Below are 14,474 nucleotides of genomic sequence, written 5' to 3'. Positions count from 1 at the left end.
TCGCCGACATCAGGATGGGTTCGCCACACCTCGGTCGCTGAGCGTGTCGAGGTGACCCGTCGTGCTGATCGCGGTCACTGAGCCCGCCGAAGAGACCCGCTGCGCCCGCGCATGCTCGCGGACGTTGACGAGCCGACGACGATCCGGCTGGCGCGGCGCAACGCGCACCTGCCGGGGCTCGTCCACCTGTACGTGAGTCTGGCGGCCGCCGCGGCCGACCCGACGCATCCGGGAAACGAGTTCTTCCTGCGCCGCGATGCCGAGATCCACGGCCTCATGACCCGGGACATCATGGCACGCCAGCGCGCCGGAACGTTCCCGGCGGACGCCGATGCCGCAACGGTCGCGCGGGCCTTCATCGCCATCTCGGACGGCCTGCAGGCTCAGTGGACCGTGAACCCGTCGCTCGATCTGGTCGGCACCATCGAGTGGCTGTGGAGGCAGTTCACCGACCGGGTGTAGCTGCCCCGGTACTCTGAACGAATGGCCGACGTGGTGGGACTCATCGCCGAGGTCTTCACGTGGGTCGGCGTGCTCGGAGCCATCGGGCTCGCATTCCTGGCGCTCGTCTTCCGCATCGCGGACGGCAGTTGGGCGCCCGCACGGGCGGTCGTGGAACACACGGACGAGGGTGCTCTGGTGCGCTGGTTCGACGATCAGGGCACGGTGAACGAGGCGCCCCTGACCGCGCACGATCTCGAGCGCATCGGCGGTCGCGATATGGCCGACATCTACTACCGGATCGGTTGGCACAACCGTATGCGACTCTCCCCGGGTTCGCCCGCGGTCCGGGCGTTCGTGCGCCTGACTCTTCTGTTGGTGGGAGTCGCGGTGCTCGCGTACGTGGCCGGCTGGATCGCGCTCATCGTCGAAGCGTGACGGCGTGGCGAGAACCCCGAGCCGGCCTCAGTGACTCTCAGTAGCTCTCGCTGACCTCGGGGTCGGCCGGCAGGTACCGCGCCGCGAGGGCCTCCGAGCCCCGGGCGAGCAGCGCCACGTCGGCGCCGACGAGAACGAAGTCCGCACCCCGGTCGAGGTAGGACTGCGCCTGAGCGGGATCGAAAGCGTTGACCCCGACCGGTTTGCCCGCGGCGTGGACGGCGGCGAAGACCGAGAGCACGGTGGCCACGACATCCGGATGCGTCTGCTGACCGAGCACACCGAGCGAGGCCGCGAGGTCGGACGGACCCACGAAGATACCGTCCACGCCGTCGACCGAGGCGATCTCGGCCGCTTTGTCGGCTCCCGCCGCGTTCTCGATCTGGACGAAGAGCGAGACGTGCTCGTCGGCGTTCCCCAGGTAGTCGGGCACCCTGTTCCAGCGCGCCGAGCGTGCCAGCGCGCTCCCAACGCCCCGGATGCCGCGCGGCGGATAACGCACGGCGCGCACCACCTCCTCGGCCTGCGCCGCGGACGACACCATCGGCACGAGCAGGTTCTGCGCGCCGAGGTCGAGCACCTGCTTGATGTTCACCGCGTCGTCGGAGGCGACCCGCACGACCGGTGTTGGGGGATACGCCGCGACGATCTGCAGCTGCGCGAGCACCGACTCGAGCCCCAGTGGAGAGTGCTCCATGTCGATCAGCAGCCAGTCCAGGCCCGCGCCGGCGCAGATCTCCGCCGCGAGAGTGCTGCCCGAGCACAGCCACATCCCCGCGAGAGGGCGGGATGCTCCGGCCAGGCGTTCGCGGAAGGTCGGGTTCAAGTGAAGCGGCACGTGATCGTTCCCATCGGTCCGTAGTCGCACAGGACGCTGTCGCCGCGCGAGACCCACATGGGTCGCGTGAACGACCCCGCCAGGATGATCTCGCCCGCCTCGAGGCGCGCCCCGTGCTGGTGGAATTTGTTCGCCAACCACGCGACGCCCGTCGCGGGATGGTTCAGCACACCCGCGGCTACACCCGTCTCTTCTATCGTCTCGTTGCGATAGAGCAGCGCCGAGACCCACCGCAGGTCGATCTGGTCGGGGCGCATCGGGATGCCCCCCACGACCATGCCGCCGTAGGCCGCGTTGTCGCTGATCGTGTCGACGATCGTGCGTCCCTCGAGTTCGATGTGCGAGTTCAGCACCTCGAGCGCCGGGGTGACGTACTCGGTCGCGCGCAGCACGTCGAACAGCGTGCAGTTCGGGCCGTCGAGGGGCTCCTTCAGCACGAACGCGAGCTCGACCTCGATCCGCACGTTCGAGAAGTCGTCGTAAGGGATGACCGAGCCGTTCTGCCAGACCGTGTCGTCGAACATCACGCCGTAGTCGGGCTCGGTGATGCCCGTCGCCTGCTGCATCGCCTTCGACGTGAGCCCGATCTTGCGACCGACGAGTCGGCGGCCCGCGGCGATGTTCTTGTCGCGCCAGACGCCCTGGATGGCGTACGAGTCCTCGACCGTCGCATCCGGGTATCGTGCCGTGATCCGCGGGATCACGCTCCGCGTGCGGTCGGCCTCGGCGAGTTCGTCCGCGATCGCCGCGATCGTCTCGGGGTTCAGCATCAGCGCCGCCTCACAGCTGGTTGCCCAGCTTGTACTCGCCCTGCTTCCAGCTAGGCAGTTCGGCGTCGGCGTTGTCTTCGTCCTCGGGCCGAGTGTACGAGAACCCGTCCGCGCCGATCGTGACCTCCATCTCGGACTCGTCCGTGCGCGAGGTGAGCGGCTGCGGGTTTCCGTCCAGGTCCAGGACCAGGGATGCCTCGGTGTACCAGCTCGGTACGACCGGATTGCCCCACCAGTCGCGACGCTGGTTGTCGTGCACGTCCCACGTCACGCGCGGGTTGTCGGGGTCGCCCGTGTAGTAGTCCTGCGTGTAGATCTCGACCCGGTGCCCGTCGGGGTCGCGCAGGTACAGGTAGAAGGCGTTCGAGACGCCGTGGCGGCCCGGGCCGCGCTCGATCGCGTCCGAGCGACGGAGCGCGCCGAGCTTGTCGCAGATCGCGATGATGTTGTGCTTCTCGTGCGTGGAGAACGCGATGTGGTGCATGCGGGGCCCGTCGCCCCCGGTCATCGCGGTGTCGTGCACGGTGGGCTTGCGACGCATCCAGGCCGCGTAGCTCGTTCCGGCCTCGTCCTGGATGTCCTCGGTCACACGGAATCCGAGGTCCTCCATGTACGCCACCGCGCGCGGCACGTCGGGTGTGACCTGGTTGAAGTGGTCGAGTCGCACGAGCGCGCCGGGCGTGTACAGGTCGTAGCGCCAGGCGAGCCGCTCGACGTGTTCGACGTCGTAGAAGAACTCGTAGGGGAAGCCGAGCGGATCCTCGACCCGCACCGAGTCGCCGATGCCCTTCGTGAACCCCTCGGCGCGACGCTCGACGCGGCAGCCGAGCTCGGTGTAGAACTCCACCGCGCGGTCGAGCTCTTCGGGGCTCCGGACCCGGTACGAGAACGCGGCGACCGCGGCGACGGGGCCCTTGCGAAGCACGAGGTTGTGGTGGATGAACTCCTCGAACGAGCGGAGGTAGACGGCGTCGTCGTCCTCCTCCGTCACGACGAGCCCGAGGACGTCGACGTAGAACTCGCGCGCGCGTGCGAGATCCGTCACGACGATCTCCATATACGCGCAGCGCAGGATGTCCGGCGGCGCGGCCGCGGGGGTGGGGATGGGTTCGCTCATTTCATGTCCTTCGTCTTGTTCGCGTCGCACTCAGTGGTGGGAGGGCTTGCCGAACGTCGGGTTGTGGGCGGGGCCGAGCGTGATGTGCACGGCCTGCTGGTCGGTGTAGAAGTCGATCGAGCGGTAGCCGCCCTCGTGCCCGAGTCCGGAGGCCTTCACGCCGCCGAAGGGCGTGCGCAGGTCCCGGACGTTGTTGGAGTTCAGCCACACCATCCCCGCCTCGATCGACTGGGCGAAGTTGTGCGCTCGCCGCAGGTCGTTCGTCCAGACATAGGCGGCCAGGCCGTAGCGGGTGTTGTTCGCGAGCGCGAGCGCTTCCTCATCCGTGTCGAACGGCGTGATCGCGACGACCGGACCGAAGATCTCCTCCTGGAAGATGCGGGCGTCGGGTGAGACATCCGCAAACACGGTCGGTGCGACGAAGTTGCCCGTCGGGAAGCCCTCGGGGCGACCGCCGCCCGCGACCAGGCGCCCCTCGGACTTGCCGAGCTCGACGTAGCTTATGACCTTCTCGAAGTGTTCGGGGTGCACGAGCGCACCGACCTCGGTCTTCGGGTCATGCGGGTATCCGACGACGACGCGGGATGCCTGGGCGGCGTACCGCTCGACGAAATCGTCGTAGATCGAGCGCTCCACCAGGATGCGGCTGCCCGCGGTGCAGCGTTCGCCGTTGAGCGAGAAAACCCCGAAGATCGTGGCGTCGATCGCGGCCTCGAGGTCGGCGTCGGCGAACACGACCGCCGGGCTCTTGCCGCCCAGCTCCATCGACAGGCCCTTGAGATATGGCGCTGCGTTGCCGAAGATGAGCTGGCCCGTGCTGCTCTCGCCCGTGAACGAGATGAGCGGCACGTCCGGATGCTTCACCAGCGCGTCTCCGGCATCCTCTCCGAGCCCGTTGACCAGGTTGAAGACGCCCTGCGGCAGCCCTGCCTCCTGGAAGATGCCGGCCCAGAGCGAGGCCGAGAGGGGCGTGAACTCGGCGGGCTTGAGCACGACCGTGTTGCCGGTCGCGAGCGCGGGGCCGAGCTTCCACGACTCGAGCATGAAGGGCGTGTTCCAGGGCGTGATGAGCCCCGCGACGCCGATGGGCTTGCGGTTGACGTAGTTCATCTGCCGGCCGGGCACCTTGAAGGCGTCGTCCGCCTGGGCCACGATCAGGTCGGCGAAGAAGCGGAAGTTCTCGGCCGCGCGACGCGCCTGACCCAGCGCCTGCGTGATCGGCAGGCCCGAATCGAAAGACTCGAGCTCGGCCAGGCGCGCGTCGCGCGACTCGACGATGTCGGCGATCTCGTGCAGCACGCGCGAGCGCTCGCGGGGGAGCATCCGCGGCCACGGCCCGTCGGTGAACGCGCGGCGTGCGGCGGCGACGGCGCGGTCTATGTCCGCCTTCTTGCCCGCCGCCGCGGTGACGTACACCTCGTTGGTGACGGGGTCGAGGACATCGAACGTCGTCCCGTCCGCCGAGTCGACGAACTCCCCGTCGATGTAGTGCTGGATGCGCGTGGGAAGGTCGGCCGGGATGGGCCGCGCGTCCGGTGTCGCAGCGGTTTCGCTCATGAGCGGTCCTCCGTGGGGTGGGTGACGGGCGGAACGGAACCCGGGGGCGTCCGTGTGGCGAGAAAGGCCGTCATGGTCGACCATCGGTGTCGCCGCGCGGCGAGTTCGATCTCGAGCGGGTCGGCGCCGCGGGCGATGAGGTCGACGAGCTGCGCGTGCTCTGCGACGGAGTGCTGGGCGCGGCCGGGGACGAAGCCGAAGATCGTGTCGCGCAGGCTCGACAGACGCGACCATCCGCGACCGACGAGATCCAGGATGTGCGGGTTGGGGCAGGGGGCGTACAAGATCGCGTGGAACTCGCGGTTCAGCTCGGTGAAGGCGTGCGGATCGAAGTGATCGAGGAGCGTCGTCATCCGGTCGTTGACGGCGAGGGCGCGGTCGAGGTCCGCCCGGGTGAGCAGGGGTGCGGAGAGCGCCGTCGCGAGGCCCTCCACCAAACCGAGCGTCTGCATCGTGTGCATGTACTCCTCGGCGTCGACGAGCGTGACGCGCGCGCCGACGTTGCGCTCGAACGTGACGAGGCCCTCCGCCTCCAGGCGGCGGATCGCCTCGCGTACCGGCACGACGCTCATCCCGAGTTCCGCGGCGAGCGGGGCGAGCACCAGGCGGTATCCGGGGCTGAAGTCGCGTGCGGCGATCCGCTCGCGAAGCCAGCCGTACGCGCGTTCCGACTTGCTCTCCGCGTCGACCGCGACCGCCGCACCCTCGAGCGTCACGTCGTGCCTCGTTCGGCCTCGTACCGGGCGCGCCACTCCGTGCCGAGCGGGAAGAGCCCGTCGACCGGATGCCCCTCCTCGACGCGAGCCGCGATCCACGCGTCCTCGTCCTCCTGCGCGAGGGCGTCGTCGACGACCTCCCGGGCGATCGCGGCGGGGATCACGATCACCCCGTCCCCGTCGCCGACGATGACGTCTCCGGGCAGGACCGTCGCGCCGCCGCACGCCACGGCGACGTCCGACTCCCAGGGCACGTGGCGGCGACCGAGCACGGCGGGATGCGCTCCGGCGGCGAACACCGGCAGCCCGCACGCGGCGACGATCTCGGCGTCGCGCACGCCGCCGTCGGTGACGACGCCGGCGGCGCCGCGGGCGAGGGCGCGGAGCGCCAGGATGTCGCCGAGAGTGCCGGATTCCGTCTCGCCGCGGGCCTCGATCACGATGACCTCGCCCGGTTCCACCGTGTCGAACACGCGCTTCTGTGCGTTGTACCCACCGCCGTGCGAGGCGAAGAGGTCTTCGCGGAGCGGAACGAATCTCAGCGTCTTCGCCATGCCGACGATCCGGGCGCCGGAGCGCAGTGCGCGAACACCGTCGATCACGACGGCGTTCAGCCCGCGCCTACGCAGTTGGGCGGACAGTCCCGCCGTGGGCGCGCGCTCGAGCTTGTCGCGCAGATCGGGATCGAGCGCGGGCTGGCCCCCGGGCAACCCGGCGGCTTCGCGGGATCCCCAGGCATCGATCCGCTGGGCGTCGTCGACCGCGGGTAGGTCGCCGATCTCGGCATCGAACGGGTGCGTGCCCTCGGTCACGGTGGTGACGAGCCTGCCGGAGGTGGGGGATCCGTCTGCAGAGGGCGCGTCGACCTCGACCTCGACGACGTCCCCGGGGCGGATGACGCTGGACCCGGCGGGGGTTCCGGTGAGGATCACATCGCCGGGCTCGAGGGTGAAGTGCTGTGAGAGGTCGGCGACGATCCGGGCGAGCGGGAAGATGAGGTCGGCCGTGGTGTCGTCCTGGGCGATCTCGCCGTTGACCCACGTGCGGATGCGCAGGGTCGTGGGATCCACCGTGCGAGCGTCGATCAACTCCGGACCCAGGGGCGTGAATCCGTCGCCTCCCTTGGAGCGGACGTTCGAGCCCTTGTCCGCGGCGCGTAGGTCGTAGACGCCCAGATCGTTCGACGCGGTGACCCACGCCACGTGCGCCCACGCCTCGGAGACGGCGACCCGGCGTGCCGCATCGCCGATGACGAGTGCGATCTCACCTTCGAACGCGAGCAGCTCGGTTCCCGCGGGTCGCTCGACCGTCGCGCCGCTGTTCGCGAGCGAACTGGTCGGCTTGAAGAAGTACGACGGGTTCGCGGGGCGTCGCCCGCGCTGATCGGCCCGCGAGGCGTAGCTCAGGTGAACGGCGATGATCTTGCCGGGACGACGCGGGAGTGCGCCGAAAGCATCCGGCGTGACATCCGTCGATTGATCCATGAGCTCCCTCGCCCGCACGTTGTATCTGAAATCGTATACGATCACCGCGAGCGGGACAAGGGTAGGGCGGCAGGCCCGGAAATTCAGGAGTTCAGGAGTTCACGCGGATGATCTCTTGCTGATACGGCGCGATGATCCGGCCCGAGATGCGCAGATCGAGGAGCAGGAACGGACGATCGGATGACGGTGCCGCGGCCCATTCGGCGAGCCGATCGAGTTCGGGGAGAGAGCGGACGACGACTCCTTCGGCGCCGAACCCGCGCGCGACGGCCGCGAAGTCGACCTGGGGGATGAGCATGGGCGCCTCGGCCAGGCCCTTGAGCCCGTACAGATTGACCTCGGCGCCGTAGGCGGCGTCGTTCCACACGAGGGCCAGACCCCGCCCGCCCGCGACCCGGACCGCGGACTCCAGGTCGGCGAGCGCCATGAGCCCACCCCCATCGCCCGTCGTGAGCACGATCGTCGCGTCGGGGCGGGCCCGTGCCGCCCCGGGCACGCTCGCGATTCCGAGGCCGATCGACTGGAATGCCGTGCCGATCATCATCATGCGGTCGGGCGCGGACACGGGCCAGTACATGTTCGCCCAACCGATGAAGTGCCCACCGTCCGAGACCACGACGCGGTTCTCGGGAAGAAGCTCACCGATTCGCGCGGCGGCCGACCGGGGGTCGAGGAGGCCGTCCGGGGCGATGGCGTCCCCGGCGTCGTACGCGCGGAGAGCGGGGATGTCGACGCTCTCTCGCCGACCGCTCGGCGCCGCGTCGATCGCCCGCAACTCGTCGCCGATCGCCCGGGCGGCGATCGTTGCGTCGGCGCGGATGTAGCTCCCGACGTTCGGATGTGTCGCGGTCGGCGCGAGATCGACTTGGATCACTCTCGTGCCGGGCGCGAACAGGGCACCGAACCGCATCGTGAACTGGTTCAAGGAGGCGCCGAAGACGACCGCGACATCGGCCTCGCGCACGAGCTCCATCGCGCCTTCCGCCCCGAAACCGCCCACAACGCCCAGATCGAAATCCGGTCGCGGGAAGATCCCGCGACCGAGCGCCGTGGACGCGGTGACGGCGCCGGTCGCATCGGCGAGCTCGCCGAGCGCAGCCCCCGCCCCGGCGAGGAAGGCGCCCCGGCCCGCGAGCAGGAAGGGCCGCCGTGCGCCGGCCAGCGCGACCGCGGCGTCGCGGATGGCCTGCGCGGCGAACTCGCCGCGTGGCGTGACGGGCTCGGGCAGCCGTGGCGGCGCCGCCTCGGGCACGGGCCCCGCATTCAGCGCGGCGACGTCGTACGGGATGGCCAGCACCGTCGGGACGCGGCCGACGAGGGCGTGCTCGACGGCGATCGCCGCCGTGGCCGCGGCATCCGTCCGTCCGACCGTGTAGGTACGCGCGCCGACCGCGGACGCCAGTGCTATCTGATCGACGCCCCAGGGGCGTCGACCCGACGTGGGCTCGTCGCCGACCAGCAGAATGAGTGGGATGCGGGCCTGCACGGCTTCGGCAAGCGCGGTGAGCGTGTTGGTGAATCCCGCGCCGTACGTGGCCGTGGCGACCGCGAGCCCGCCGCCGGCTCGGAAGAAGGCATCCGCCGCGACGACCGCCCCGGCTTCATGGCGCACCGCCGTGTAGCCCACGTCGGTCATGTGCTCGAGGGCATCGAGGAAATAGGCGTTGCCGTTACCCATCACGCCGAAGACCTGGCCGACATGGCGAGCGAGAGTGACGGCGACGTGCGCCGAGACGGTGTCGGCGGAGACGGCGGAAACGGGGGAGTTCGGCGCGGCGGGGGACGGCGAAGCGACAGGCATGGACGGCTCCAGAGACGGGACGGATGACGGGTTTCCGTATGTGTCTCGCGAGCGGCGAACGCATGGCCGCGGCGACGTGCCCTTTTCTCGAGCACCGACGGGCCAGTGACCCGGCCGGACTGTCCGAGTATAGGGCGGGGACCATCGCCACCGATACGCATGCCAAGCTGGTCCGGTGAAGACAGTTCAGCTCCGTACCTACACGATCGTCGACGGCGAATTCGACGCCTTTCTGGATTGGTGGAAGCAGTGGATGCCGAGCGTGCGTGCCGCAGCCGGCTTCGGGATCGAATTCGCCTACGCGGTTCGCGAGTCCAACCAGTTCGTCTGGGCGGTGAGCGTCGAGGGTGATCGTGAGGCGTTCCTCGCCCTCGAGCGCACGTATGTGGCCTCCGCGGAGCGTGCGGCCGCTTTCGAGGGTGTGCCGGACCGGGTCTCGCTCAGTGTCGTACAGCTGGTCGAGCAGCTCGCCTGATCCGATCGATCAGCCTCCGAGCGCATCGCGTATCGCGGCTGCGCTGATCCGCAGACGCGCGGCGATCTCTGCGGGTTGGTGAGCGCTCGCGACATAGACGACGGCGATGGCCGACGGCTCTCTGCCGCGGAGGATCATGGGGACCGCGACCGACCGCAGGGTCGGGATGACCTCGTCGTGGCTCGTCGCGTACCCTGCTGCGGCGGCACGCGCGACGTCGTCTCGCACCGTGGCGGTTGCCGCGGCAGGCCAGAGGCGCTCGGCCAGTACCGAGAGGATCGCCTTGCCCGGTGCGCCGACGGTGACCGCGTGACGGGTACCCGGTCGCTGGGCGACCGACGCGACGGCGTGGCGCGGCTCGACACTCACGAGCGTCACGCATTCGTCGCGGTCGAGCACGGCCAAGAAGCAGGTCATGCCCAGGTCGTTCGCTGCCTCCGTCAGCTCCGGGATCGCCTCGGCCTGAAGGTCGTGCGCCACCCCGGCGGCGAGGGCGGCCATTCGCGCGCCCAGTTCGATGCGGCCGCCGGCGTCGCGCGAGACCAGGCCGTGGTCTTCGAGGGTGCGCACCAGGCGGTAGGCCACCGACCGGTGCACGGTGAGCCCGCGCGCGATCTCGTCGATCGTCAGCGCCGCGCGTGCGTCGGCGAGCAGCTCGAGGATTCGGATGCCCCGGCTCAGGGTCTGAGAGGCGGGAACGGCTTGCGTGGTCATCGGGTCTCCCGATGTGCGGGCCTCGCGCGCACGTTGCGCGGGCGAGGGTTGGCACATATGCTCTGTTCGTTAGATGAACAGCGTGTTCGAATATAGAACATCTTGCGACGTCGGTCAAGCGATGTCCTGAACCTCGACGCCGTCGTCCGGGGAGGACCCTCATGCAGTTCCATCATCACGGGTATGTGTCCGGGGATCCGCGGGTGAGTCCCGAGGCCGACGCCGTGGTCGATCGACCGCGGGACATCCCCGACGTGATGGACGTCCTCATCGTCGGGTCGGGTCCCGCCGGCATGCTCCTCGCGGCGCAGATGTCGCAGTTCCCGGCTGTCACGACGCGCGTCATCGAGCGACGGGACGGACGCCTCGTACTCGGCCAGGCCGACGGGATCCAGCCGCGCAGCGTGGAGACCTTCCAGGCGTTCGGATTCGCGGAGCGCATCGTCGCCGAGGCCTACAACATCGCGTACATGAACTTCTGGGGTCCCGACCCCGAGAATCCGTCGAACATCATCCGCACCTCGCGAACCGAGGACTACGCGCTCAAGATCAGCGAGTTCCCCCATTTGATCGTCAATCAGGCGCGCGTGCTCGACTACTTCGCCGAGGCGGCGGCGCATGGACCCGGGCGCATCGTGCCCGACTACGGCGTCGAGTTCCTCGGCCTGACCGTCCGGGAGGTGGGCGAATACCCGGTGGAGGTGCGGCTGCGCCACGTCGCGGGGGACCGGGCGGGGCAGGAGAGGACCGTCCGGGCGAAGTACGTCGTCGGCTCCGACGGTGCCCGCAGCGGGGTGCGCGAGGCCATCGGTCGCAGGCACGTGGGCGAGGTCGCGGCGCACGCGTGGGGCGTCATGGACGTCCTGGTCAACACCGACTTCCCCGACTGGCGCACGAAATGCGCGATCAACTCCTCGGCCGGCAACATCCTGCACATCCCGCGCGAGGGCGGATACCTCAGCCGCATGTACATCGACCTCGGCGAGGTCGCGGCCGACGACGAGCACCGGGTGCGGCAGACGCCGGTCGGCGAGATCATCCGGCGCGCCAACGCCATCCTCCATCCCTACTCGATCGACGTGAAGCAGGTCGCGTGGCACAGCGTCTACGAGGTCGGTCACCGCGTCACCGACAAGTTCGACGACGTGCCCGATGGTGCGGACCGTTCGCCGCGCGTCTTCTTGGCGGGGGATGCCTGCCACACCCACAGCGCCAAGGCGGGCCAGGGGATGAACGTCTCGATGCAGGACGGCTTCAACCTGGGCTGGAAGCTCGGGCACGTCCTCACCGGCCTGAGCCCCGAGACGCTCCTGCACACGTACTCGTCCGAGCGGCAACCCGTCGCGCAGGAGTTGATCGACTTCGATCGCGAGTGGTCCTCGCTCATGGCCCGCAAACCGGGCGAGATCTCCGACCCGCAGGACCTCGCGACGTACTACCTGGCGACCGCGGAGTTCCCGTCGGGCTTCATGACGCAGTACGGGCCGTCGATGGCGGTCGGCGACGCGACGAACCAGGCGCTCGCGAGCGGATTCCCGATCGGCAAACGCTTCGCATCGGTCGAGGTCGCCCGCGTCTGCGACGGCAACGTCGTGCATCTCGGTCACCACGCCCGAGCCGACGGACGGTGGCGCGTTTACGCGTTCGCGGACGAGCGGTCCGGCGAGCGGTCGGGCGAGCGGTCGGCGTTGGACGCCTGGGCGGAGTGGATGAGTTCTGCGGCATCCCCGATCGTGCTGTACACGCCCCCCGGGGCCGACATCGACGCGGTGTTCGATGTGAAGGTGGTCTTCCCGCAGCGCTTCGAGGATGTCGACATCATGGCCGTTCCTGGCCTGTTCGCCCCGAATACCGGCCCGCTGGGGCTCACGGACTGGGAGAAGATCTACGCGGCGGCACCGAGCGCGTGGCACGACGCCGACATCTTCGCCGAGCGCGGGATCTCGCGGGAGGGCGCCGTCGTGATCGTCCGCCCGGACCAGTACGTGGCGGCGGTGCTGCCGTTGGACGACCCGCACGCGGTCGCCGCGTTCTTCGAGGGCGTCCTCCTCCCGGTCGGGCGTACGCTCGGAGGATGACCAAGGCGCTGTTCATCGTCGATGTCCAGAACGACTTCACCGAGGGTGGTGCCCTCGCCGTCGACGGAGGTGACGCCGTCGCCGCGAAGATCACGCGATACCTGGAGTCTCACGGTGACGAATACGACGTGATCGTCGCGTCGCGCGATTGGCACGATCCCGATCACGACAACGGCGGGCACTTCCACCCCGAACCCGACTACATCGACACCTGGCCGGTGCACTGCGTGTCGGGTACCGAAGGTGCCGAGTACGACCCCGAGTTCGACACCTCTCGCGTGACCCATCACGTGAAGAAGGGTCAGGGCATCCCCGCCTACTCGCTGTACGAGGGGACGACGGACGATGGCGGCCGCGTGGCCGACCTGATCGAGTCGCACGGCGTGACGCACGTCGACGTCGCGGGGCTCGCGACCGACTACTGCGTGCGGGCGTCGGCCCTCGATGCGATCGCCCATGGGCGGCGCGTGCGGATCCTGACGGACCTCGTCGCCGGCGTCGCGCAAGAGACGAGCGAGGCCGCCCTGGCGGAACTGGAGCGCGCCGGGGCCGAATTGGCGTGACCGGCGGGCCGACGTGCGTGTGGGGCTCAGTCGGCGTGACGGTCGAGGAACGAATAGACCTCGGAGTCGTCGACTCCGGGGAAGGCGCCGCGGGGGAGCGGTGAGAACATCTGCGTGTGCACCCGCGCCGAGGGCCACGACTTGCCCTCCCATCGGTTCGCGGTCTCGGGCGCCGGACGACGGCAGCAGGCCTCGTCCGGACACGTCGACACGGCGCGGCTGGGAGTCTCTCGCCCGCGGAACCAGCGCGCGTCGTCGAAGGGCACGCCGACCGTGATCGAGAATTCGCCATCTGTCGTGGTGCCCGTCTGCGTCGAGCACCAGAAGGTTCCGGCGGGTGTGTCGGTGTACTGATAGTGCTCGGTCGCGCGGTTCTGTTGCGCGAACGCCCCGCGCGCCGAGAACTTGCGACACACGATCTGGCCCTCGACCGACCCCGTGACGTCCATCGGCAGGGGAAGCCCGTCGTTTTCGTACACCCGCTGCAGCGAGCCGGTGTGACCCACGCGCAAGAAGTGCAGGGAGATGCCGAGGTGCTTCGTGGCGAGGTTCGTCAGACGCATCCCCGCCGCTTCGTGCGTGACGCCGAACGCGTCGCGGAAGTCCTCGACGGCCAGGTTCCGGTCTTTCTTCGCCTGCTGGAGGAACGCGACGGCGGCCGTCTCGGGCATGAGGCACGAGGCGGCGAAGTAGTTGATCTCGAGCCGCTGCTGCAGGAAGTCGGCGTAGTCCGTCGGACGCGTGTGGCCGAGCAGGCGGTGCGCCATCGCCTGCAGCGCCATCGATCGCAGGCCGTGGCCGCCCGGAATCGATGCGGGCGGAAGGTAGATGCGGCCGTTCTCGAGGTCGGTGATCGAGCGGGTGGAGCTCGGCAGGTCGTTGACGTAGATCAGCTCGAAGCCCAGGCGCTCGGCCATGATGCTGACGGTGCGGTGGGTCAGGGCGCCCGAGACGTGTCCGGCGGCCTTGAGTTGTTTTTCGGCGAGTTTCTCGATGTCGGGCAGGTAGTTGTCGTGTTCGCGCATCCGCAGGCGCAGTTCGGTGTTCGCCCGCCGTGCCTCTTCGGGAGTGGCGATCGCCTCGCGCTCGCGTCTTTGCAGTTCTCGATGAAGCCCCAGGAGTGACTCGATCGTCTCGTCCGGCATCGTCTTGGTCACGCGCACGGGCGCGACACCGAGGCGACGAAAGGTCGGGCTGGCCTGTGCGCGCTCGAGTTCGATCTCCAGCGCGGCGCGGCGGTTGGGTGGTTCGCCCGAGATCAGGTCCGACACCTCCGTGTCGGTCGCGGCTGCGACGGCCTGCAGGAGGGAGAGCTTGGGCTCGCGCTTGCCGTTCTCGACGAGGCTGAGCTGGCTTCCGGCGACCCCGACCAGCGCGCCGAGTTCGTCGAGCGTGAGGCCCTTCTGCAGGCGGTGGTGCCGGATGCGGTGACCGAGGGTGGTGAGTTCGAGAGCGGAGCCGACCATTACTTGAGCATAGCGA

14 protein-coding genes are annotated in these 14,474 nt (G+C 69.3%); 5 read left to right on the top strand and 9 right to left on the bottom strand.

The features are described 5' to 3' along the window. Window positions 1-111 precede the first annotated feature (111 nt). Window positions 112-462, top strand: a complete 351-nt coding sequence (locus C2868_RS10970; protein WP_103663344.1) for a TetR family transcriptional regulator C-terminal domain-containing protein — start codon at window positions 112-114, stop codon at window positions 460-462. Between the two features lie 21 nt (window positions 463-483). Further along, the gene (locus C2868_RS10965; protein ID WP_103663343.1) at window positions 484-879 is read left to right on the top strand and encodes a hypothetical protein; all 396 of its coding nucleotides are present in this window, start codon (window positions 484-486) and stop codon (window positions 877-879) included. A 37-nt stretch (window positions 880-916) separates the two neighbouring features. Here C2868_RS10965 and C2868_RS10960 read toward each other — a convergent pair whose 3' ends face one another. The 7 genes from C2868_RS10960 to C2868_RS10930 form a co-directional block, all read right to left on the bottom strand. Beyond that, the gene (locus C2868_RS10960) at window positions 917-1,717 is read right to left on the bottom strand and encodes an HpcH/HpaI aldolase/citrate lyase family protein (protein WP_103663342.1); all 801 of its coding nucleotides are present in this window, start codon (window positions 1,715-1,717) and stop codon (window positions 917-919) included. Beyond that, window positions 1,702-2,487 (bottom strand): 2-oxo-hept-4-ene-1,7-dioate hydratase, encoded by a 786-nt coding sequence (gene hpaH, locus C2868_RS10955; protein ID WP_103663341.1) that lies wholly within the window; start codon window positions 2,485-2,487, stop codon window positions 1,702-1,704. Before hpaH ends, C2868_RS10960 begins: the two co-directional genes overlap by 16 nt. A gap of 10 nt (window positions 2,488-2,497) precedes the next feature. Beyond that, on the bottom strand, window positions 2,498-3,604 hold the full coding sequence (gene hpaD, locus C2868_RS10950; protein ID WP_103663340.1) for a 3,4-dihydroxyphenylacetate 2,3-dioxygenase: 1,107 nt from the start codon (window positions 3,602-3,604) through the stop codon (window positions 2,498-2,500). A gap of 30 nt (window positions 3,605-3,634) precedes the next feature. Next, a complete protein-coding gene (gene hpaE / locus C2868_RS10945) occupies window positions 3,635-5,161 on the bottom strand; it encodes a 5-carboxymethyl-2-hydroxymuconate semialdehyde dehydrogenase (protein WP_103663339.1) in 1,527 nt (508 codons plus the stop codon). Beyond that, complete coding sequence (locus C2868_RS10940) at window positions 5,158-5,877, bottom strand: GntR family transcriptional regulator (RefSeq protein ID WP_103663338.1); 720 nt, start codon at window positions 5,875-5,877, stop codon at window positions 5,158-5,160. Before C2868_RS10940 ends, hpaE begins: the two co-directional genes overlap by 4 nt. Continuing rightward, window positions 5,874-7,361: a fumarylacetoacetate hydrolase family protein gene (locus C2868_RS10935; RefSeq protein ID WP_103663337.1), complete on the bottom strand. Its 1,488-nt coding sequence runs from the start codon at window positions 7,359-7,361 to the stop codon at window positions 5,874-5,876. Before C2868_RS10935 ends, C2868_RS10940 begins: the two co-directional genes overlap by 4 nt. Before the next feature lie 91 nt (window positions 7,362-7,452). Next, window positions 7,453-9,162 carry a thiamine pyrophosphate-binding protein gene (locus tag C2868_RS10930; RefSeq protein ID WP_103663336.1) on the bottom strand — a complete coding sequence of 570 codons (1,710 nt, stop codon included), beginning with the start codon at window positions 9,160-9,162 and terminating at the stop codon, window positions 7,453-7,455. Between the two features lie 175 nt (window positions 9,163-9,337). Here C2868_RS10930 and C2868_RS10925 point away from each other — a divergent pair, with 175 nt between their 5' ends. Beyond that, on the top strand, window positions 9,338-9,637 hold the full coding sequence (locus C2868_RS10925; RefSeq protein ID WP_103663335.1) for a hypothetical protein: 300 nt from the start codon (window positions 9,338-9,340) through the stop codon (window positions 9,635-9,637). Window positions 9,638-9,646: 9 nt separating this feature from the next. On the opposite strand, the gene C2868_RS10920 is transcribed toward C2868_RS10925, so the two are convergent. Then, on the bottom strand, window positions 9,647-10,351 hold the full coding sequence (locus C2868_RS10920) for an IclR family transcriptional regulator (protein ID WP_103663350.1): 705 nt from the start codon (window positions 10,349-10,351) through the stop codon (window positions 9,647-9,649). Between the two features lie 161 nt (window positions 10,352-10,512). Between C2868_RS10920 and C2868_RS10915 the strand changes: the two genes are divergently transcribed. Further along, the gene (locus tag C2868_RS10915) at window positions 10,513-12,429 is read left to right on the top strand and encodes an FAD-dependent monooxygenase (protein ID WP_103663334.1); all 1,917 of its coding nucleotides are present in this window, start codon (window positions 10,513-10,515) and stop codon (window positions 12,427-12,429) included. Next, entirely contained in the window at window positions 12,426-12,992 is a 567-nt protein-coding gene (locus tag C2868_RS10910) for an isochorismatase family protein (RefSeq protein ID WP_103663333.1), read from the top strand. The genes C2868_RS10915 and C2868_RS10910 overlap by 4 nt, the downstream gene beginning before the upstream one ends. Window positions 12,993-13,018: 26 nt before the next feature. Here C2868_RS10910 and C2868_RS10905 read toward each other — a convergent pair whose 3' ends face one another. After that, a complete protein-coding gene (locus tag C2868_RS10905; RefSeq protein ID WP_103663332.1) occupies window positions 13,019-14,458 on the bottom strand; it encodes an XRE family transcriptional regulator in 1,440 nt (479 codons plus the stop codon). Window positions 14,459-14,474: the final 16 nt, after the last annotated feature.

The organism is Microbacterium sp. CJ77, assembly GCF_002911615.1.
Classification (GTDB): Bacteria; Actinomycetota; Actinomycetes; order Actinomycetales; family Microbacteriaceae; genus Microbacterium.
Note: the sequence above shows the minus strand (reverse complement) of the source record. Positions and strands in the feature narration are given on the sequence as shown.

Excerpts from the sequence above, each read along its gene's own strand:
- C2868_RS10920 (WP_103663350.1), bottom strand. The coding sequence starts at position 10,351 with ATGACCACGCAAGCCGTTCCCGCCTCTCAGACCCTGAGCCGGGGCATC.
- C2868_RS10910 (WP_103663333.1), top strand. The coding sequence starts at position 12,426 with ATGACCAAGGCGCTGTTCATCGTCGATGTCCAGAACGACTTCACCGAG.
- C2868_RS10905 (WP_103663332.1), bottom strand. The coding sequence starts at position 14,458 with ATGGTCGGCTCCGCTCTCGAACTCACCACCCTCGGTCACCGCATCCGG.
- hpaD (WP_103663340.1), bottom strand. The coding sequence starts at position 3,604 with ATGAGCGAACCCATCCCCACCCCCGCGGCCGCGCCGCCGGACATCCTG.
- C2868_RS10930 (WP_103663336.1), bottom strand. The coding sequence starts at position 9,162 with ATGCCTGTCGCTTCGCCGTCCCCCGCCGCGCCGAACTCCCCCGTTTCC.
- hpaH (WP_103663341.1), bottom strand. The coding sequence starts at position 2,487 with ATGCTGAACCCCGAGACGATCGCGGCGATCGCGGACGAACTCGCCGAG.
- C2868_RS10935 (WP_103663337.1), bottom strand. The coding sequence starts at position 7,361 with ATGGATCAATCGACGGATGTCACGCCGGATGCTTTCGGCGCACTCCCG.
- C2868_RS10965 (WP_103663343.1), top strand. The coding sequence starts at position 484 with ATGGCCGACGTGGTGGGACTCATCGCCGAGGTCTTCACGTGGGTCGGC.
- C2868_RS10915 (WP_103663334.1), top strand. The coding sequence starts at position 10,513 with ATGCAGTTCCATCATCACGGGTATGTGTCCGGGGATCCGCGGGTGAGT.
- hpaE (WP_103663339.1), bottom strand. The coding sequence starts at position 5,161 with ATGAGCGAAACCGCTGCGACACCGGACGCGCGGCCCATCCCGGCCGAC.
- C2868_RS10970 (WP_103663344.1), top strand. The coding sequence starts at position 112 with ATGCTCGCGGACGTTGACGAGCCGACGACGATCCGGCTGGCGCGGCGC.